General features: G+C 66.2%; 22 protein-coding genes. 9 read left to right on the top strand and 13 right to left on the bottom strand.

From position 1 onward, the window contains the following. Positions 1-28 precede the first annotated feature (28 nt). Positions 29-922 (top strand): c-type cytochrome, encoded by an 894-nt coding sequence (locus VIF40_RS00815; protein ID WP_331935614.1) that lies wholly within the window; start codon positions 29-31, stop codon positions 920-922. Positions 923-1,015: 93 nt separating this feature from the next. Here VIF40_RS00815 and VIF40_RS00820 read toward each other — a convergent pair whose 3' ends face one another. Continuing rightward, complete coding sequence (locus VIF40_RS00820; protein WP_331935615.1) at positions 1,016-1,846, bottom strand: helix-turn-helix transcriptional regulator; 831 nt, start codon at positions 1,844-1,846, stop codon at positions 1,016-1,018. Between the two features lie 86 nt (positions 1,847-1,932). Here VIF40_RS00820 and VIF40_RS00825 point away from each other — a divergent pair, with 86 nt between their 5' ends. Further along, a complete protein-coding gene (locus VIF40_RS00825; RefSeq protein WP_331935616.1) occupies positions 1,933-2,715 on the top strand; it encodes a class I SAM-dependent methyltransferase in 783 nt (260 codons plus the stop codon). Here VIF40_RS00825 and VIF40_RS00830 read toward each other — a convergent pair. Both VIF40_RS00830 and VIF40_RS00835 read right to left on the bottom strand, forming a co-directional pair. Continuing rightward, positions 2,712-3,536, bottom strand: coding sequence for a serine protease (locus VIF40_RS00830; protein WP_331935617.1), 825 nt, complete (start codon positions 3,534-3,536; stop codon positions 2,712-2,714). The genes VIF40_RS00825 and VIF40_RS00830 overlap by 4 nt on opposite strands. A gap of 78 nt (positions 3,537-3,614) precedes the next feature. Next, the gene (locus VIF40_RS00835) at positions 3,615-4,559 is read right to left on the bottom strand and encodes a metallophosphoesterase (protein WP_331935618.1); all 945 of its coding nucleotides are present in this window, start codon (positions 4,557-4,559) and stop codon (positions 3,615-3,617) included. 246 nt (positions 4,560-4,805) lie between these two features. On the opposite strand from VIF40_RS00835, the gene VIF40_RS00840 reads away from it, so the two are divergent. Further along, entirely contained in the window at positions 4,806-5,348 is a 543-nt protein-coding gene (locus VIF40_RS00840; RefSeq protein ID WP_331935619.1) for an Hsp20/alpha crystallin family protein, read from the top strand. 81 nt (positions 5,349-5,429) lie between these two features. Further along, complete coding sequence (locus VIF40_RS00845) at positions 5,430-6,380, top strand: endonuclease/exonuclease/phosphatase family protein (protein WP_331935620.1); 951 nt, start codon at positions 5,430-5,432, stop codon at positions 6,378-6,380. Here VIF40_RS00845 and VIF40_RS00850 read toward each other — a convergent pair whose 3' ends face one another. Together VIF40_RS00850 and VIF40_RS00855 are read right to left on the bottom strand one after the other, a co-directional pair. Continuing rightward, positions 6,381-6,782 carry a DUF3775 domain-containing protein gene (locus VIF40_RS00850; RefSeq protein ID WP_331935621.1) on the bottom strand — a complete coding sequence of 134 codons (402 nt, stop codon included), beginning with the start codon at positions 6,780-6,782 and terminating at the stop codon, positions 6,381-6,383. Positions 6,783-6,785: 3 nt separating this feature from the next. Next, the gene (locus tag VIF40_RS00855) at positions 6,786-7,397 is read right to left on the bottom strand and encodes a nicotinamidase (protein ID WP_331935622.1); all 612 of its coding nucleotides are present in this window, start codon (positions 7,395-7,397) and stop codon (positions 6,786-6,788) included. A gap of 26 nt (positions 7,398-7,423) precedes the next feature. On the opposite strand from VIF40_RS00855, the gene VIF40_RS00860 reads away from it, so the two are divergent. Continuing rightward, a complete protein-coding gene (locus VIF40_RS00860; protein WP_331935623.1) occupies positions 7,424-8,458 on the top strand; it encodes a hypothetical protein in 1,035 nt (344 codons plus the stop codon). On the opposite strand, the gene VIF40_RS00865 is transcribed toward VIF40_RS00860, so the two are convergent. Together VIF40_RS00865 and VIF40_RS00870 are read right to left on the bottom strand one after the other, a co-directional pair. Beyond that, on the bottom strand, positions 8,442-9,815 hold the full coding sequence (locus VIF40_RS00865) for a nicotinate phosphoribosyltransferase (protein WP_331935624.1): 1,374 nt from the start codon (positions 9,813-9,815) through the stop codon (positions 8,442-8,444). The two genes, VIF40_RS00860 and VIF40_RS00865, sit on opposite strands and share 17 nt — an antisense overlap. Beyond that, the gene (locus VIF40_RS00870; protein ID WP_331935625.1) at positions 9,812-11,329 is read right to left on the bottom strand and encodes a ribose-phosphate pyrophosphokinase; all 1,518 of its coding nucleotides are present in this window, start codon (positions 11,327-11,329) and stop codon (positions 9,812-9,814) included. Before VIF40_RS00870 ends, VIF40_RS00865 begins: the two co-directional genes overlap by 4 nt. A gap of 314 nt (positions 11,330-11,643) precedes the next feature. Between VIF40_RS00870 and VIF40_RS00875 the strand changes: the two genes are divergently transcribed. From VIF40_RS00875 to VIF40_RS00890, 4 genes are all read left to right on the top strand, one after another. Then, entirely contained in the window at positions 11,644-12,210 is a 567-nt protein-coding gene (locus VIF40_RS00875; protein WP_331935626.1) for a cold shock domain-containing protein, read from the top strand. A gap of 106 nt (positions 12,211-12,316) precedes the next feature. After that, positions 12,317-12,964: a phosphoribosyltransferase gene (locus VIF40_RS00880; RefSeq protein ID WP_331935726.1), complete on the top strand. Its 648-nt coding sequence runs from the start codon at positions 12,317-12,319 to the stop codon at positions 12,962-12,964. Positions 12,965-12,976: 12 nt separating this feature from the next. Then, a complete protein-coding gene (gene ald / locus VIF40_RS00885) occupies positions 12,977-14,092 on the top strand; it encodes an alanine dehydrogenase (RefSeq protein ID WP_331935627.1) in 1,116 nt (371 codons plus the stop codon). A 54-nt stretch (positions 14,093-14,146) separates the two neighbouring features. Continuing rightward, positions 14,147-14,608, top strand: a complete 462-nt coding sequence (locus tag VIF40_RS00890; protein WP_331935628.1) for a YbhB/YbcL family Raf kinase inhibitor-like protein — start codon at positions 14,147-14,149, stop codon at positions 14,606-14,608. 19 nt (positions 14,609-14,627) lie between these two features. On the opposite strand, the gene VIF40_RS00895 is transcribed toward VIF40_RS00890, so the two are convergent. The 6 genes from VIF40_RS00895 to VIF40_RS00920 form a co-directional block, all read right to left on the bottom strand. Then, the gene (locus tag VIF40_RS00895) at positions 14,628-15,230 is read right to left on the bottom strand and encodes an LptA/OstA family protein (protein WP_331935629.1); all 603 of its coding nucleotides are present in this window, start codon (positions 15,228-15,230) and stop codon (positions 14,628-14,630) included. Next, entirely contained in the window at positions 15,227-15,925 is a 699-nt protein-coding gene (gene lptC / locus VIF40_RS00900; protein ID WP_331935630.1) for an LPS export ABC transporter periplasmic protein LptC, read from the bottom strand. Before lptC ends, VIF40_RS00895 begins: the two co-directional genes overlap by 4 nt. Before the next feature lie 72 nt (positions 15,926-15,997). Beyond that, positions 15,998-16,612 carry a ribonuclease D gene (locus VIF40_RS00905; RefSeq protein ID WP_331935631.1) on the bottom strand — a complete coding sequence of 205 codons (615 nt, stop codon included), beginning with the start codon at positions 16,610-16,612 and terminating at the stop codon, positions 15,998-16,000. Positions 16,613-16,755: 143 nt separating this feature from the next. After that, complete coding sequence (locus VIF40_RS00910; protein ID WP_331935632.1) at positions 16,756-17,334, bottom strand: hypothetical protein; 579 nt, start codon at positions 17,332-17,334, stop codon at positions 16,756-16,758. A gap of 217 nt (positions 17,335-17,551) precedes the next feature. Then, the gene (locus VIF40_RS00915) at positions 17,552-18,025 is read right to left on the bottom strand and encodes a CYTH domain-containing protein (protein ID WP_331935633.1); all 474 of its coding nucleotides are present in this window, start codon (positions 18,023-18,025) and stop codon (positions 17,552-17,554) included. A gap of 14 nt (positions 18,026-18,039) precedes the next feature. Beyond that, complete coding sequence (locus VIF40_RS00920) at positions 18,040-18,633, bottom strand: hypothetical protein (protein WP_331935634.1); 594 nt, start codon at positions 18,631-18,633, stop codon at positions 18,040-18,042. Positions 18,634-18,747 lie beyond the last annotated feature (114 nt).

Genomic DNA, 18,747 nt, shown 5'->3' on the forward strand with positions numbered 1-18,747 from the left:
GCAGCATTCTCGACCTGTCGGATAGGCTGTGCCCCGCATCTCTGCTTCGTTCCGCCGCGCGCCGCGGCTCGCTCTCGCGACGCTCTGCCTCGTCCTCGCCGCGCCGGCCGCCGCCGCGGATCTCGATCGCGGCCGCTATCTCGTCGAGGCGCTGACCGCCTGCGACAATTGCCATACGCCGCGCGGCCCCGACGGCTATTTGCGCGACAAGCGCTTTTCCGGCGGCTCGCAGACCTTCAATGGCGCAAATTACAGCGTGCGCGGGCCGAATATCTCCCCGGACGCCGCGACCGGAGTAGGGGCCTGGAGCGACGACCGGCTGACGGCGGCGATCGTCGCCGGCGTCGGGCCCGACGGGCGGCTCGCGCCGGCCATGCCGTCCGAATATTACCGCATTCTCACGGCGCGCGATCTCGAGGCGATCGTCGCTTTTCTGCGCGCGGCGGCGCCGGTCGAGGCCGCGCGGCCCATCCAGCGCCGCGACGGCGAGCAGGCGGCGGAGACCTTCCCCGGCGCCGAGACGCCTTTCGAGGAGAAGGATCTCGCCGATCCGCTGCGGCGCGGCTTTTATGTCGCGACGCTGGCGCGCTGCATGGAATGCCACAGCGGCGAGACCAATGGCGCTCTCGACCATAAAGAAAAGCTCGGCGCCGGCGGCAAGCTGTTTCGCACGCCGGCGGGCGCGGCGGTCGGCGCCAATATCACGCAGCATGAGAGGGCCGGGATCGGCGCCTGGAGCGACGATGAGATCAAGGCCGCCATCACCAAGGGCGTCGGCCGCGACGGCCGGCCGCTGAAGCCGACCATGGCCAATCTGTCGAAGGCGCATTTCTCGAAGATGGCGGCGCAAGACCTCGACGCGCTCGTCCTCTGGCTGCGCGCCATTCCGCCGCGCGCGGGACTCCCGAAGACGACCGACTGAGCCCGAGCAGGCGTTCGCCTGCTTCGACTTTTTTGAAAAAGGGGGACGAAAAGCCGAATCCCGATTTTTCGAAATCCCGCTCGGCGCGCGCCGTCAGGCGTCGCGCCCGTCGTCCGAAGTGCGGCCCAGAAGGCGGCGGCGATAGTCCCCCGGTCGTTCGCCAGTGGATCGAGTAAAGGCTTGCGCAAAGGCGCTCAGCGACGCATAGCCCACATCTGCGGCGATCTCGGTCACGCGCCTCCCCTCGGCCAGCATCGCCATCGCCGAGAGAATTCGCGTCTGCGCGATCCACGCCTGCCAGCTCACGCCGGTTTCCTCGGTGAAGCGGCGCCGGAAGCTGCGCTCCGACATGGCCGCCGCCGTCGACGCGCCGGACTGGCTGGCGGTCGCCAAATTCGCGAAGGCGTAATCCATCGCTCGGCATATGCCGGCATGTCGCGCTTTGGGAAAGCCGAACGGCTGGTCCCTCCTCAACCATTCATCGCACATCAGCGCGAATGTTTGAAAAAAGCTGCGTGCGACAGGATCGCGCTCAGCCTCGCCCCACGGCCAGCGGAGCGCATGCAAGATCATCTCGCGCATCACCGGCGACGTCGAAAGACTCCTCACCTCGCCGCCTGCGCACGACGCGCCATTCGGCGCGAGGAAGAGCGATGCTCCGCCGCGACCCGCCAGAAGCGTGCGGTGCGAGGCGTGCGCCGGAATCCAGGCGGCGCCGCCCGGCGGAAGAAGATGACAGGCGTTCCGGCTCTCGATCTGGATTGCGCTGTCGGTCGCATAGATCAGCTGGTGATAGTCATGCGCATGCCAATCATAGCGTGTGCTCGACGCGTCGTCTCGAAAGGCGAAGCCCGAGCCGCTCGGTCGGTCGAGACCGAACGTCTTCAGCGCGGCGGCAGTCTCCTCAGCGGACAGACGATACATTGGCCGGTGATCGTTCATGATTGGCCGGCCCACGTTAGCCGGCCGCCGCCGGCCCGTCTATCTCCTCCTCCGACCGAGGAGGGACCATGACCGACGACAAGCGCCACGACGAACGGATCGTCAACCAATTCACCCGATGGGCCCAAAGGTTCGGAGAGCTGCCTGTTCATTCCGACGCGGACGGCCTGAGGAAAACGCTGGACGCCGCGATGATCGGCGCAGACCACCGCGTGCTCGACGTCGCCTGCGGCCCCGGGATCGTCGCGTGCGCGGCGGCCCGAAGCGCGGCTTTCGTCACAGGACTCGACCTGACGCCGGCGATGATCCAGCAGGCGCGAGGCCGCCAGCAGGCGCTGGGAATAGCCAATATCGACTGGCGCATCGGCGACGCGACCGCCTTGCCCTTTCCCGATGCGGCCTTCGATCGCGTCATGACGCGCTACAGCTTCCATCATCTTCCCGAGCCGATCGCGGCGCTGCGCGAGATGACGCGCGTGTGCAGGCCCGGCGGACGCGTGGTGGTCATCGACGCCACTCCCGCGCCGGACTGTCAGACAGGCTATGACCGGATGGAGCGTCTGCGCGATCCTTCGCACAGCAGCGCGCCGACGATCGATCAGTTGCGGCGGCTCGGCGCGGAAGCGGGGCTGGACGAGCGCGTGATCGATTCCTATCGTCTGGACGCGCGGCTCGTCGATCTCGCGGACGCCGAGACGCTGCCCGCGCTGCTCGCTATGTTCGACGAGGATATAGCGAGCGGGAAGGATCGCATCGGCGTGGCCGCCCGATATGCCGATGATGGCGTCCGCTTTCATTTTCCGGTTTCAATCGTCGCTTGGGAGCGGCCAGCCGGCGAGCGCGGGCCTTAGCGCGCATCCGCCTGCAAGGTCTGCCGGATGGCGTCCAGCAATTCGCCCTCGAACAGCAGCGCCATGCCGAAATGGCGCTCCATGTCGAAATCGCGGCGCGAGTTCATGTCGAGCGAGGCGCTGTGCATGGCGACGAGCCGGCCGTCGTCGCTGAAAATCCCCGAGCCCGAGCCGCCATAGCCGTCGTTGCAGTCGTGCCGCGCGCGGCGGATGCCGTCTTCCGAGGGCGCGTCGATCTGGCGGATTTGGCATTCCTCTATGCTCGTCGCGCGGCGGAAATTGGAGTGGCCGGCCGGCGACACCATCACGACGTGCAGGCTCACGAGGCCGGTCGGCAGCGCCGGCCCGTCGGGGATCGGCTGCGGCGCGACATCGGCGTCGACCAGATCGCGCAGCCGCACCAGCGCCCAATCATCGGTGATGTTCAGCGCCTTGGCGTTTGGGGGGAAGCCGAAGCGCAGGCTCTCCGTCTCGAAGGCGTATTCCTTCTCGCCGATGCCGAAGGTGCAATCGTCGATGGGATGCGTCGGCCGCAGCTTGCGGTCGACGAAATTATGCGCGTTGAGGACGACGAGGCCGCGGCCGCCGATGAGCCAGGCCGCGGCGGCGCGCTCGGGAACCCCTTCCTCCGTGCGGCACATCAGCACGCCGGCCCCCGGATAGCGGCGAAAATCCTCCTCCGCCATGAAGCGCCGTCCCTCGCGCGGATAGAGCGCCGCCACGGCCGCGGCGCCGCTGGCCGCGAGCAGCAGGAGCGCGCCGATCGCCGTCCGGAAGCCGCCAACGCCCGCGCCCGCCCGTCGCTCTCCGCCTCGCATCATCCGCCCTTTCCTTCATGCCGCTGTCATAGTCTAGCGGGGCTGACGAAGCTCGACCAGATGCGCGGGCGATTTCGTCCGTCACCCCGCCGCCAGCAGCCGATGCAGAGTGATCTCGGGCGGGCAGTTGAAGCGCACCGGCAGCACCGAGGAGCCCGCGCCGACCGATGTGTAGCCCTGCATGTCGTGATAGCGCCAGGCGCCGGCGCCGAAGGCGCGCGGCAGCGCCGAGTCGAGCGTGAGCGCGAAGCCGCCGGGCAGGCAGATCTGCCCGCCATGCGTGTGGCCGGCGAGCAGAGCGTCGAAGCCGGCATGCGCCGCCTGACGAAAAATCTCCGGCGTATGCGAGAGGAGAATGGAGAATTCGCCGTGCGGAATCCGCTCGCCGGCTTTCTCTATATTGTCGACTCGGAAGTAATGCGCGTCGTCGACGCCGGCGACATGGATGCGCGCGCCCGCGTGCAGGATCGTCTCGCATTCATTGAGCAGCACGCGCATTCCCATCTGCTCGAGGCGCGGCGTCATCGCGATCGTGTCGTGATTGCCGAGCACGGCGAGAATCGGCGCGCGCAGCACGTCGCGCAACGCTGCCATGCCGGCGAGCGCCGCCTCATGCGGCCCATGCGTCGCGCCGCGATAATCGCCGGTCAGCACGCAAAGGTCGTAGGACAGCTCGGCGATGAGCGCGCGCATGCGCGCCATCGCCTGCGGACACATGTCGACATGCAGATCGCTCAGGTGAAGAATGGTGAAGCCGTCGAAGGCGCGCGGCAGCCTGGCGCTGACGATGCGGTTCTCGCGCAGCCGCACCTTCTCGGCATTGGCGAGACCGCGGCGGTAGAGCCCCATGGCGATGAGCGCCGCGCGGATCAGCAGCGGCGAGGCGGCGAGATTTTCCGGATGGAAGAAATTGAGGCCCTGGCCGAAGATCTGCGCTTCATGGTCGCGCTCTATGCCGAGCCTCTGGCGCGCATGCAGCCGCCCGAGCCGCGCCTCGAGCGCGCGCATGACGTCGTCTTCGCTCATCGTCGGTTCTTCTGACGGTTCTTCTGACATGTCGCAGCGCTCCGCCCATGATCATATAAACGGCCGCGACAATTTGCCTATGCGTGCTCGCGCTGTGAAGCGCCTTCGCTTTCGGTCGCCTTTCCAGCGGGTTCCACTGCGTCGCGCGCTTCATGCGGCGATCGTGGCGACGCGCGCCCGATTGCTTTTTCCATGGGCGCTCCTACGTCACAGGCGTCATGCGAGCACGGATATCAGGAGGCGAAAATGGCGGAAGCGCAGACCCGAGTTCCCGTGAAGGACGCGCAAGTTCCCGTGAAAGACACGAAGGAGTCGTCGCCGAACTACGGCTTGTTCGATTGGCATCCTCTGGAGACGCTGCGGCGGCAGATCGACCGCTTGTTCGAGGACGCGCCCTTCCAAAAGGGCGCGACGCCCGATCTCGAGCCCTTCGGCCGCTTCGTCGGCGGCTGGGCGGCGACGCCCGCGGTCGATCTCGTCGAGAAGGACAAGGAATATCAGATTACCGCCGAGCTTCCCGGCATAGACGAGAAGAATGTCGAGGTGAAGCTCTCCAATGGCTCGCTCATCATCTGCGGCGAGAAGAAGGAGCAGCGCGAGGAGAAGGACAAGGGCTATTTCCTCTCCGAGCGCCGCTATGGCTCCTTCCGCCGCGCCTTCCGCGTGCCGGAGAATGTCGAGGCCGACAAGATCGACGCGAGCTTCGCCAAAGGCGTGCTGACCGTGCGTCTGCCGAAATCGGCGCAGGCGCAAAAGGCCGAGAAGAGCATCGACATCAAGGCCGCGTGACGCGGCTTTCATGCGCTCCCTCTTCCGCTCCGCGTGGGAGAGGGCGCGCGAGGCGCTTTCGACGCGAGGGGCTTTCGACGAATGGCGGGCCGATTTCGCCTCGCGACTTTCAACATAGAGAATTTGGACTGGTCGCCATCGGCGCAGGACGAATTCGGGCGGCGCCTCGCCGTGCTGCGTCCGCAACTCGCCGCGATCGACGCCGATATTCTCTGCCTTCAGGAAGTCGACGCGCAGCGCGAGACGGCGCATGCGCCGCGCCGCTTCGTCGCGCTCGATCGCCTCGTCGAAGGCGGCGGCTATGAGCGCTTCTTCCGCGCCGCCACGCTGCGTCCGGGCGGCGACGCGCCGGCCGATATTCACAATCTCGCGATCCTCTCGCGCTGGCCGATCGTCGAGCAGCGCCAGCTCTATCACGACATTGTCGTGCCCTGGCGATGGACGCCGCCCGCCGAAAAAGGCGCGTCCGCGCAGCCGATCGACGTCGCTTTCGACCGTCCCATTCTTTACGCGCGCATCGCTCTCGCCGAAGGCGCGTCCCTGCATGTGCTGAATCTTCATTTGCGCGCGCCGCGCGCCGTGCCTCTGCTCGGGCAGGCGGATCGCAAATCGAGTCGCGCCATCGCGGAAGGGCAATGGCTCGCCGCGCAAAAGCGCGAGGGGCAGGCGCTCGAGGCGCGGCTCTTCGTCGACCGGCTCTTCGACGAAGAGCGCGCGCCGCTCATCGCCGTCTGCGGCGATTTCAACAGTGATGCCTATGATGCGCCGGCGCGCATATTATGGGGCGCCGATGATCCGAGCGGGCCGCGCGGCCTCGCGCCTCTCGCGACGCGCGTCGACGAGCGCGCGCGCTTCACCGTGGTTCACGCCGGCCGAAAGACGCTCATCGATCAGCTATTGGCGTCGCCCGCGCTCGCGGCGCGATGCGCGGAGGTCGCGATCCTCAACGACGGCCTCGCCGACGAGGCGACGGCGCCGGACCCGATCCTCGGCTCCCTGCACGCGCCGCTCGTCGCGACATTCCGCGCGTGACTATTGGCGATCGTCCTCGAAGCCTTCGCAGCTCTCGTCGAACTCGTCGAGCCCGGCCTCGAGATAGCTCGCGAGCAAGGGAATGCCGATGAGATATTTCGATGTCGGTCCTTTGCGCCGCTCCTTCGCCTGAATGACGGCTGAATCCCAATCATCGGCGGTGAAATCCCCGCGCCCGACCCAGACGAGCGCCACCAGCTCCGCCTGCTCGTCCTCATCCATCGCATCGATGAATGCGACGAGCTCGCGGCGATTGGGCGACCAGCCTTCCTCGGTGAGCACGCTCACGAATTTGTCATCCGAGGCATTGGAGGCGTCCGGCTGCATTCCTTCGTCCTCTGCCTCGAGCTCTCGCGCTTTGACGATGACGAAACAAACTTTATCGGTATTGATCTCCGGCATGGCTCACGTCCTCGATCTGTGATCGACATCATATGGGGAGCAGGGGGGCTCGATCACCGTCACCCCCGCGGCGCGCATTTCCGCGCGCGCTTTTTCTCCGCCCTCGGGCGTGACCGGACGTGTGGCGGCGCGCAGAACATGCGTCTCGAAGCCGAGACGCGCGGCGTCGATCGCGCTCGACTTCACGCAGAAGTCCTCGGCCAGGCCGACGATGATGACGCGATCGATGGCGCGACGGCGTAGCTCCTCGGCGAGGCTGGTGTCGTCGAAATCGGAATATTGTTCACGCTCGGGGCGCTTGGCCTTGGAGACGAACAGCGCGCCGGGCGGAAGCCGGAGCGCTGGATGAAACTCGGCGCCCCTGGTGCCGCGCACGCAATGCTGCGGCCAATCGCCGCCCTGCGCGGCGAAGCTCATATGGTCCGGCGGATGCCAATCGCGCGAGGCGACGATCTGCGTTCCCGACCGGCGCGCTTCGTCGATGAGCTCATTGACGATCGGAAGAATCTCCTCGGCGCGCGGAACCGCGAGCTTTCCGCCTGCGAAAAAGTCGAGCTGCAGATCGACGATCAGCAGAGCGTCGGTCGAGCGCAGCCCTATCTTATGTCTCGTCATCGCGACCTGCTCCAACGAAGCCGCACATGCCTCCAGAGCGCAACCCGGCGCCGTCCGATCGCCCGTCGCACGCCGACGCGCTGAAGCGTCTCGTCGAGCCGTCGGCCTATCCGCATGCGCCAGCGCGCGTGGACGTCGTGGAGACACATATGTCACATGTGTTCATCGCGGGAGACCGCGTCTATAAAATGAAGAAGCCCGTACGTTTCGCTTTCCTCGATTTCTCGACGCCGCGCGCCAGGGAGGCCGATTGCCGCGCCGAGCTGCGCCTCAACCGCCGGCTCGCGCCGGACGTCTATCTCGATGTGGTTCCGCTGACGCTCGCGGATGGAGAATTGTCGATCGGAGGCAAGGGCGAGATCGTCGACTGGCTCGTCGAGATGAAGCGTCTTCCGACCGAGCTCACGCTCGATCGGCTGCTCGCCGAAGGACATCTCGACGCCCGGCGGATCGAGGCGCTCGCCGCGCGGCTCGGCGCATTCTACGCGAGCGCCGCGCGCTCCCCCATTTCCGCGCAGGATTATATCGCGCGCTTCTTTCGCGAGCAGGCGGAAAATCGCCGTGTCATCGCGATGCGCGATTTCGCGCTCGACCATCGCCGCGCGCAGGCCGTGCTCGATCGCCTCGAGCGGCGCCTCGTCGCGCAGACGCCGGCGCTCGAGGCGCGCGTGCGCGATGGGCGCATCATCGACGGACATGGCGATCTCAGGCCCGAGCATATCTGCTTTTGCGAGCCTCTGGCGATTTTCGACTGTCTCGAATTCAACGATGAATTGCGTCAGGTCGATCCTTTCGACGAGCTCGCCTTTCTCGCTCTCGAATACGAATTGCTCGGCGCGCCGCACGCGGGCGCGGCGATCGTCGCCGCCACCGCGCGGCGTCTCGGCGCGCCGCCGCCGCCGGCGCTCTTTTCGCTCTATGGCGCCTGCCGCGCAGTTCTGCGCATGCGTCTCGCGCTCGCTCATCTGCTCGATCCAGCGCCGCGCCGCAAAGACAAATGGGAGCCGCTCGCGCGTCGCTATATGGAGCGCGCGGAGGCGCGCCTCACGAGCATCGAGTGAGACGCGGCGGTCTCGCCGGCGAGCGGGTCTCGCGCGCGAGCGACGCCTCCACTCTGCGCTCATAATCCGCGAGTCCCACGCTGATCGTCACCGGATAGGGCGAGGCGCAAGGCGCGAGGCTTCGCATATCGGCCGGCAGCGCCGCCATCGCCGCGCGCGCATGGTCGCGTATGTCGAGCAGGCTCTGGCCCCGATCGATGATTTCGCCGTCGCGCATCACCGGCTCGAGCAGCGGAACGCCGGAATAACGCTCCTCCTCGCGCGCGATCACGTCGCGCACGGCGACGCCGTCGTGAAATAGCCGGAAGATCTGCTTGCGGCCGGGCAGATTGCGCTTGCCGGGGGAGAGCTTCATGCGGCCTTCGCCGGCGAATTCGATGAGCTTATAGGCGATGTCGAGCGAAGGCGCATCGGTCGAGGCCGCCATTTCCGCGCCGACGCCAAAGGCGTCGATCGGCGCGCCGGACGATGCGAGATGATCGATGCGCGCTTCGTCGAGGCCGCCGCTCACGAGGATTTCGACGCGCGCGAGGCCGCCTTCGTCCAGCAGGCGCCGCGCCTGTCGCGACAGCGCGTCTGGATCGCCGGAGTCGAGCCTTATCGCATGGACGTCGAAATCCGCGCCCATCTGCTGCGCCAGAGCGACGACCTTGCGCACGCCTTCGAGCGCGTCATACGTGTCGACGAGCAGCGTCGTGCGCGGAAAAATGCGCGCATAGGCCTCGAAGGCGTCGGCTTCGGACGGGCAGGCCTCGACGAAGCTGTGCGCCATCGTGCCGGCGACGGGAATGTCATGGGCGCGGCCGGCGGCGAGATCGGAGGTCGCGGCGACGCCGGCGATCGAGAAGGCGCGCGCGCCTTTCACCGCGGCGTCGAAGCCCTGCGCCCGCCGTGCGCCGAAATCGACGATCGCGCGGCCGCGCGCGGCGAACACGATGCGCGCCGCCTTGGAGGCGAGGATCGTCTGCAAGCCGATCTGATTGAGGATCAGCGTCTCGACGATCTGCGCCTCGCCGATCGGCGCGGTGACTTCGAGAATGGGCTCATTGGCGAAGACGGGCGTGCCCTCCGGCAGAGCGCGAATGTCGCCGGTGAAGCGAAATCGCGCGAGCCAATCAAGGAAATCCGCCGGGAAGCCGAGCGAGGCGAGATAGCGCAAATCGTCTTCGTCGTAGTGGAGCGCTTGCAGCTCCTTCAGCACATCGGCGAGGCCGCAGGCGAGCAGGAAATTGCGCGACGCCGGCAGGCGCCGCACGAAGAGGCCGAAGCTCGCGCGGCGCTCGGCGACGCCGAGCTCGAAATAGGCGCGCAGCATCGCGATCTCATAGAGATCGACGAAAAGAGCGGATGCGGTCATGGCGCGCCTTTCGGACCAGTCTCGAGCAATTCGTCGATCGAGCCGCCGCCATGCAGACGCGCGATCGCCTCGGCGAGCAGCGCCGCGACGCCGAGCGTGACGAGACGTCCGCGCCAGCGCTGCGCGAGGGCCTCGCGCGGGGCGACCGTGTCGGTGACGACGATCTCGTCGATCGGCGCCATGCGCAGCGCCGTTTCGGCGTCGCGCGCGAAGAGGCCATGCGTCGCGGCGAGGACGATGCGCGTCGCGCCATGCGTGCGGCAGGCATGCGCGGCGCGCGCCATCGTGCCGCCGCTGCTGATGAGATCGTCGAGAATGACGACGGCGCGGCCCGCCACATCGCCGGCGAAAATCTCGCCGCTGATCTCGCCCATGCTGCGATGCTTGTCCATGAAGCCTTTCGCCACCGGCCGCGCGAGAAGGGTCTCCAAGCGCTGGCGGAACAGCTCGGCGCGCTTCTCGCCGCCGAGATCGGGCGAGACGACGGCGACCGGCTCCGCGCCGAGCCGATGCGCGAGATAGCGCGCGAGCAGAGCCTGCGCGTCGAGCGCGACGCTCTCTATGCGAAAGGCGTTCTCGAACGCCGCGACATTATGGGCGTCGATCGTGACGATGCGATGCGCGCCCACGCCCTCGAGCAATTGCGCGACATAGCGCGTCGCGACCGGGTCCAGCGGCTTGGTGCGGCGATCCTTGCGCGCATAGCTAAGATAGGGCGCGACCGCGGTGACGCGCGCGGCGCCGGCGTCGCGCAAGGCGCCGATGAAGAAGAGAAGGCGTATGAGCTTGTCGGCGCCGCTGTCGCCCGCCTCGCCGTCGAGGCTGGAGATCACATAGACATCCTTGTCGCGCACGCCGATCAGCGGCCGGACCTTGCGCTCGTCGTCCTCGAAGCGACGCTCTTCGTGCGGCGCGAGCGCGAGGCCCAATTCGCGCGCGACGCGCTCGCCGAGCGCGCGGCTCGAGCCGAGCGCGAACATGATGATCGTCTCGTCGCCGAGGGGCGGCGCCGCGCGCGCCGGCGCCGGCGTTTCGAAACGTTGAATGCTCATCGCGCCGAGCACGGCGCCGAGAGCGCCGTCGGCGAGCGCAAGCGGCGCGGCGAGAAGCTCGACGCCGGCGCGGTCGCGGCCGTTCTCGACCAGGGTGAACTGGACGAGCGCCGGCTCGCCGATGCGCAAGGCTTCGTCGAAGAGGCGTCGCAGGCGGACGGCGCCGCGGCGATCGGGCGCTTCGCTCAAGCGCGCGCCTTCCGCCACATCGCCGAGCAGAGGAGCGACCGCCTTGGCTCCGATCACGATCTCATAATCGCGCGCCTCCGGCACGGCGCGAAAGGCGAAGCCGGAATGACGCAGATCGGCGACGACGTCGGCGAAAGTCGGCGCGACGCCGCGGCGCGTCGTTCGCCAATGGTCGAGCGCATGCTTGGTCTCGGCGCCGATCGGCTGCGGCGCGAGATCGAGACGCTCGAACAGACGCTTCAGAAAAGGTTGCGTCTCGGCCAGGGTCGTCATGTGCGCCTCTTTGCAGACGCGGGGGTCGCGTTCGGCTTCGGTCGCGTCGCGCCGATGTCCCGGCGGACCATTCGGCGGCGCGTTCTGCGACGCGCTCCAGAGCTCCCGGCTCCTCGAGCAAATGTGTCGCTCCAGCCACGATGTCCAGCCGCGCGGCGCGAAGATATCGCGCCCGCCCTGCGATCGAGGCTAAAAATTTCGAAATCGCGACGGCGATGTCGCGCGCCGCGCGCCGTCTCGTCACGCCCTATCTATCTATCGCGCCGTCGGGCGATCGAGGGCGAAATTCGCGTCACCAGAACGGAGGCTCGACCATGGAGACGACGCCGGAAATCGACTTCCAGGGCATGGAGGCTTCGCCGCAGGCGCAGGCGCGCATCGCGCGCCATATAGACGAGCTCGAGACGCGTTTCGGCCGCGTCACCGCTTGCCGCGTCGTCGTCAGGGCGCCGAGCGCGCGGCATCAGAGCGGCGGGCAATATGAGATCAACATTCGTCTGGCTCTGCCGGACGGGCGCGAGGCGGTCGTCGAGCGCACGCCGCCGGAAGACGAGCGCTATCAGGACTTCGACTTCGCGCTCAATGACGCGTTCAAGCGCGCGCGTCGGCGGTTGCAGGATCAGGTCCGCCGCCTCGAGGGACATGTGAAGCAGCATGCGGAGCCGGCGATCGGCGTCGTGCGACGGATGATGCGCGAGGATGGCTATGGATTCCTAGAAGGCGAGGATGGACTCGAACTCTATTTTCACCGCAATAGCGTCGAAGGCGCGGGATTCGCGGCGCTCGAGAGCGGCGATCGCGTGCGCTATGTGCCTGAAGATGGTGAGAAAGGTCCGCAGGCGAGCGCGGTGCGGCCGCTCGGCGAGCGGGCGCCGTCGTGAGCGCGCCCTCGCATTCGCGCGGCGTCCGCCTATATCGAAAGCGTCGCGCCTCTGCGCCGGAGCAGGATCGCCATGCCTCGTCGTGATCTGCCGTTTTGTGATCGCCATGCCGTTTCGTGACCGTGACGACGCCGGTCGCCGTCTCGCCGAGGCGCTCGTCGCGCATGTCGGCGAGGCGGCGGTCGTCTATGCGCTGCCGCGCGGCGGCGTTCCCGTCGCGGCGCATATCGCCGAGCGATTGAGCGCGCCGCTCGCTCTCGTGCTGGTGCGCAAGATCGGCGTTCCCTATCAGCCGGAGCTGGCCATGGGCGCGGTCGCCGACGGCGGCGCTCCGATCATCGTCCGCAACGAGGATGTGATCGAGGCGGCGGAGGTGACGGAATCGGTTTTCCAGGCCGTCTGCGCGCGTGAGCGGGCCGAGATCGAGCGGCGGCGCACGCTCTATCTCGGCGGCAGGGCGCGGCTCGATCCCGCCGGCAAGCTCGCCGTCGTCGTGGACGACGGAATCGCCACCGGCGCGACGACGCGCGCCGCGCTGCGCGCCGTCAGAGCGCTGCGCCCGGCGCGGCTCGTTCTCGCGGTTCCGGTGGCGCCGACGGATGCGCTCGAGCCGCTGCGTCATGAGGCGGACGAAATCGTCTGCCTCGAGCATTATCGCGACTTCGGCGCGATCGGCTTTTTTTACGAGAATTTTCGCCAGATCGACGACGCAGAAGTGATCGACATCCTCGATCGCTTCTCGCCGCGCGCGTGACCGGAGGCTCCGATGCGCGTCGGCGCGCCCAGGGAAGTCAAGGACAATGAATTTCGCGTGGCGCTGACTCCGGCCGGCGTCTACGAGCTGGTGCAGCGCGGCCATCTCGTGATGGTGGAGCGCGGCGCGGGAGTCGGCGCAGGGCTTTCCGATGGCGATTATCGGACCGCGGGCGCGGCGATCGTCGAGGGGCCGGACGAGATCTATTCCGGCGCCGATCTCGTCGTGAAGGTGAAGGAGCCGCAGCCGCAGGAGCGCGCGCGATTGCGGCCGGGCCAGATCCTCTTCGCCTATCTGCATCTCGCCGCCGATCGCGCCCAAGCGTTGGAGCTGATGCGCTCCGGCGCGATCTGTATCGCTTATGAGACGGTGACGTCGCCCTTCGGCGGCCTGCCGCTGCTCGCGCCGATGTCCGAGATCGCGGGGCGCCTCGCGCCGCAGGCGGGCGCGCGATGTCTGGAAAAATCCATGGGCGGGCGCGGCGTGCTGCTCTCCGGCGCGCCGGGCGTGCCGCCGGCCGAGGTGGTGATCCTCGGCGCGGGAATGGTGGGGACGCAGGCGGCGATGATCGCGCTCGGCATGGGCGCGAGCGTCATCGTCGCCGATCGCGGCGCCGAGCCGCTGCGTCGCCTGTCCGCGCGCTTCGGCAATGCGGCGCGCACGATCTTCTCGACGCCGACGGCGATCGCCGAGCTCGTGCGCCGCGCCGATCTCGTCATCGGCGCCGCCTTGGTTCCGGGGGCCGCGGCGCCCAAGCTCATCAGCCGTGGGATGCTGGCCGGCATGAAGCCGGGCGCGGTCATCGTCGATGTGGCGATCGATCAGGGCGGCTGCTGCGAGACCTCGCGGCCGACGACGCATTCCGATCCCGCCTATGTCGTCGACGGCGTCATTCATTATTGCGTGACCAATATGCCGGGCGCGGTGCCGCGCACCTCCACTTTCGCTCTCGCCAGCGCGACATTGCCTTTCGTGCTGGCGCTGGCCGACAATGGGCTAGGCGCTGTGCGCGACGATCCGCATCTCGCCGCGGGCCTCACGGTCGCGCGCGGCGAGATCGTCAACGCATCCGTCGCCGCGGCGCTCGGCCTTCCCTTCGCGCCGGCGCAGAAAATCGCGAAGAGCTGAAACGCGAAAATCAGAAGTTCGACGAAAATCAGAGGTTCGACAAGGAGCGTCACGATGCGGCTGCTATCGTCGGCCTTCGCCCATGGCGAGGAGATTCCCCGCAAATACACATGCGACGGCGCCAATGTCTCGCCGCCGCTGCGCTGGAGCGAGGCGCCCTCGCATACGAAGAGCTTCGTTCTGCTCTGCGACGATCCCGACGCGCCGGCGGGCGTCTGGCGTCACTGGGCGGTCTATGATCTCTCCCGCGACGCCACCGGGCTGCCGGAGGGCGCCGGACGACCGGGGCCGCAACGCGGCTTCTTGCAGGGGATCAATGATTTCGAGGGCTCCGGCTATGGCGGGCCATGTCCGCCGCCGCGTCATGGCGCGCATCGCTATCGCTTCCGCCTGATGGCGCTCTCCACCTCCACGCTTCCCGTCTCGCGCAAGGACCCGAGCTGTCTCGATGTGGAGCGCGCCGCGAGCGAGGTGCTGTTCGAGGAGGCGCTCCTCGTCGGGACCTATAAGCGTTGAGCGATCTTTCGCTCGGCGCTCAATCGGCGTGGCGCTCTGTCGCCGGAGCCGGCTCTTTTTTCTCCTTCTTCTCGCCCTTGGCCTCGCCGGGCGTGAAGATGCTGCGCACGCGCTGGCCGGGCTTCTCAAGCACGGTCGCCTGGCCGCTCGCTGTGTCGTAGATGAGCTTCTCGCCCTTCACGACGCTGTCGCCCTGGATCAGAGTCACATTGCCGATGAGATAGACCTTGTTCTCGCTGCGGTCGTAGCTGCCGCGGTCGCCGGTCCCGATCTGATCCTTGGAGACGAGCGTCACCGGCCCTTCGGCGTCTATGTGGCGGACGCGGTCGCTGCCGCCATTGCCGTCCTGGCCCTGCTGCGCCTTGTCCAGGAAGAGGATGAGGCGCGAGGCCTTCAGCGTCGAGGGGCCGTTCACGACGACGACGCTGCCCGAATAGACGAGCTTCTGCTCCTTGTCGAAAAAATCGAGCTTGCCCGCGTCTATGTCGACCGGGTCCTTGGCGCTCGCGCCGGGAAGTATGCCGCCGGAGCGCCCTTTGGCGGCGGCGGGCGGCGCTGCGGCGAGAAGCGCGGCGGACAAAAGCGCGGCCGTGGCGAGGGGGAGGAAATGAAAGGCTTTCATGGAGACGATCCTTCCGCCGTCTCGGCGCCGTCATCGTCGCCGGGCAGCGTCGTATGCACCGCGCCGGAAAAGGTCGCGCGCCGCTCGTTCTGCGAGAATTCGACCGAATTCGACGTCACCACCGATTTGTCCAGCGTCAGCCTCGTGGGCTGGTCCGAGGTGACGACATTGCCGCGAAAATCGATCACCGCCGCCTCGCTGCGCAAATCATAATGCTTGCCGTCGAAGATGCGGGCGCCGCCGGAGAGATTGGCGCGGTCTTTCTTGGCGTCATAGAGGCCATTTTCCGCCGTCAGCACGATGTTGGACTCGGTGTCGCTCTGGAAATGCACCTCGAGCTGCTCGAGCTCGAACACATCGGGCTTGGCGATATCCTGTATTCCGGTGCGGGCGCGCAGCTCATAGGGGCGGCCGTCTTTGCTATAGCCGACGAGCTTGGGGCTCTCAATGGTGATGCGAGTACCCTGCGTGGCGATGCGCGAGAAGCGCAGATCGGCCGGCAGAAAGCGCAGCGAATGGAAGGCGACGCCCACGGCCACGGCGGTGAGAATGGCGCCGCTGCCCCACAGCAGCCAGCGCCTCAGCTTGGCCACGCGCAGCGAATGGCGTCGCGCCTGCGGAATGGCGTCGCGTCGCGGCGCGATGATGGAGGCGAGCCGATCGCGTCTATCGGTCGGCGGCGAGACGTCGTTCATTCCATTCCTGCTCGCCATCCCTGCGCGAGAACGCCCGCGAGATAACGCCGGCCGCATGGCGAATTCGAGGCGTCATTCATGCGAGAAAATATCGGTCTCCGGCCAGCCCGCGAGATCGAGGCGAGCGCGCGTCGGCAGAAAGTCGAAGCAGCGGGCGGCGAAATCGGCGCGGCCCTCGCGGGCCAGCATGACATCGAGCTTCTCGCGCAGCGCATGGAGATAGAGCACGTCCGAGGCCGCATAGGCGAGCTGCGCGTCCGACAGCGTCGCCGCGCCCCAGTCCGACGATTGCTGCTGCTTGGAGATTTCGACGGCGAGCAATTCGCGCACGAGATCCTTGAGCCCGTGGCGATCCGTATAGGTGCGGATGAGCTTGGAGGCGATCTTGGTGCAATAGACCGGCTCCGCCGTCACGCCGAAGGTCTTGGCCATGACGGCGATGTCGAAGCGCCCGAAATGAAACAGTTTCAGCACTTTCGGATCGGCGAGGAGGCGCGTGAGATTGGGCGCCTGCGTCTGGCCCGGCGCGATGCGCACGAGATCGGCGTCGCCGTTCCCGCCCGAGAGCTGGACGAGGCAGAGCCGGTCGCGATGCGGATTGAGGCCGAGCGTTTCCGTATCGATGGCGACGACGGGGCCGAGATTGGCGCCGTCCGGCAGATCGCCCGAATGCACGCGGATGGTCATGGGGTTTTGATTCGCTTTCTCGAGGGACAGCGACCTTTAGCCGATTTCCGGGGGCGCTGTCGAAATAAAGGCGACGAATCGCGTCGACCATCGCTGCCGATCCAGACGTCGGTCATGTCGGAGCCGTCCTTGCTCGGCCTGCGTCAGCCAGGCCTGAAAAACATTATCCAGAGCATCCAAAGGGTGATGCTTACAAAAGACAAATACACGCTCAAATATAAGAGACCGGCTCGAGTTCCAACGGTATTGGCATAATTTTGTATTTCTGCCGCAAACGATGAGTATATGTCTTCATCGTCGAACACAACGACAAAAAGAATAAGACACAGAGATGTCGATACAAGAAGACATGCTGCCGTGACATATATAAATATGCTATAATGTCCATCGAACAATATTAAGCATTGTTTACAATCTTTGATCGATAATCCAAGACCTGCCATAATTAGTGAGTTGGATGACAGGATTCCGCGCGCTTTATTGAGTTGTCGATCAACAACCTTGTGAAAATAATCTAATACGCTATAGCATTGAAACGGAGCTCCAGCGTTTTGTTGTGGGTCGCGGAGAGATTGAGGAAACTCATCGCCAGTATGGCGTCGCCATATTTCATTCCTGATATTTTTTATCTTTTCTTTGCTTGGAACGAAAAGACGATATCCCTGATAGCCGATGAATATTATAACTAGCAATAATATTGCTGATACTGTTTCTTCATTCATTGCTATGACTTTCATCTTGAAAATAGACACAAAGTCTTATGGGAGCATATCAAAATTGAAAATAACCGAGCTTGCTTCCTCACGTCGTCGGCAAGGCTGTATCCGCGACTGATACGCATTCGTGCCTGCAAATTATATTATAAATATAGGCTGTCAATGTAAAATCGCTCACGCAATTCGGCTCCTCGTTGCAAAACGCCAACGGCGGCGACATGCTCTACGGCGCATCCCAATAGCCGAACGGCCGCTTCGACAATTCCGAGTTGAAGTAGCGCGGATCGCCGGAGACCTCGCGGCCGAGCCAGCCGGGGCGGTCGAAAGGCTCCTCTTCGGACCCCAGCTCGATCTCGGCGACGATCAGCCCGTCATTCTCGCCCTGGAACACGTCGACGGTCCAAATATGGCCGCCGAACACTTCCTCATAGCGCGTCTTCTCGATCAGCGGGCGCTCGCACAGGCGGTCGAGCATGAGCTGCGCATCCTCGACGGGAATGGGATATTCGAATTCCGAGCGCGTGACATTGGCGGCGCGCCCCTTGATCGTCAGAAAGGCGGCGCCGCCGGCGATGCGCACGCGCACGACGCGATCCTCCACGCGCGAGAGATAACCCTGGCGAAAGGCGACGCCATCATTGCGCGGCCGCCACTGCTCGCGCGTCACCAGGAACTTTCGCTCGATTTCCACGCCCATTCCATCCTCCTCGATCAGCTCGCCAGCGCGGCGGCGCGCTCGACGCCTTTGGGAAAATTCACATTGAGCCGCGGATCGGCGTCGAGCGCGCGCAGCGCCTCGGCGAGGAGTCGCTCGTCCTCGCTCTCGAGCGCGACGCTCTCCATCGGCGCGGGGCCGATCTGCAGCCGCACGAATTCCGCCGCGCAATCGTGAAATGTAAAGCGCAGACGTGATTTTCGCACCGCCACCGCGCGCAGGGCGGGGCAGGGCGCGACGATCTCGTCGAGAAAGCGCGTCGTGTCGTAAGCGGCGCGGCCGACACGGTCGAGCGGCAGCGCCAAGGCCGCGGCGGCGGCGGCGAGACGTTCCGTCGACAACGGAAACGCCGAATGAAAGGCCGGCGTCCATAATTCGAGGCCGTCGTCGACGCGCAGCAGGCGCTTGACCTCGAGCGCCTGGTCGCGAATCTTCGCCGAATGCGGCGTGAGCGCGTTGAGCAGATAGATTTCGTCGCTGCGGCGCGGCAGGCATGTCGGCGGGCCGAGCTTCGCCTCCAGCGCCGCGAGATCGGCGCCGAAAATGCGCCATTCCCAGCGCGGCGTCGCATTCGGCTCGAGCGCGTCCATTGGACCTCTCACTCTCACGGCGAGCGCCGCCGGCGAACAATCTACGGGGCTTGCCTTCGGCGGGCTTGCCTTCGGCGACGGCTCTCGTCCTCGCGCCGATCCACGACATGTAGC

It is taken from the genome of Methylosinus sp. (genome assembly GCF_036560965.1).
Lineage (GTDB): Bacteria > Pseudomonadota > Alphaproteobacteria > Rhizobiales > Beijerinckiaceae > Methylosinus.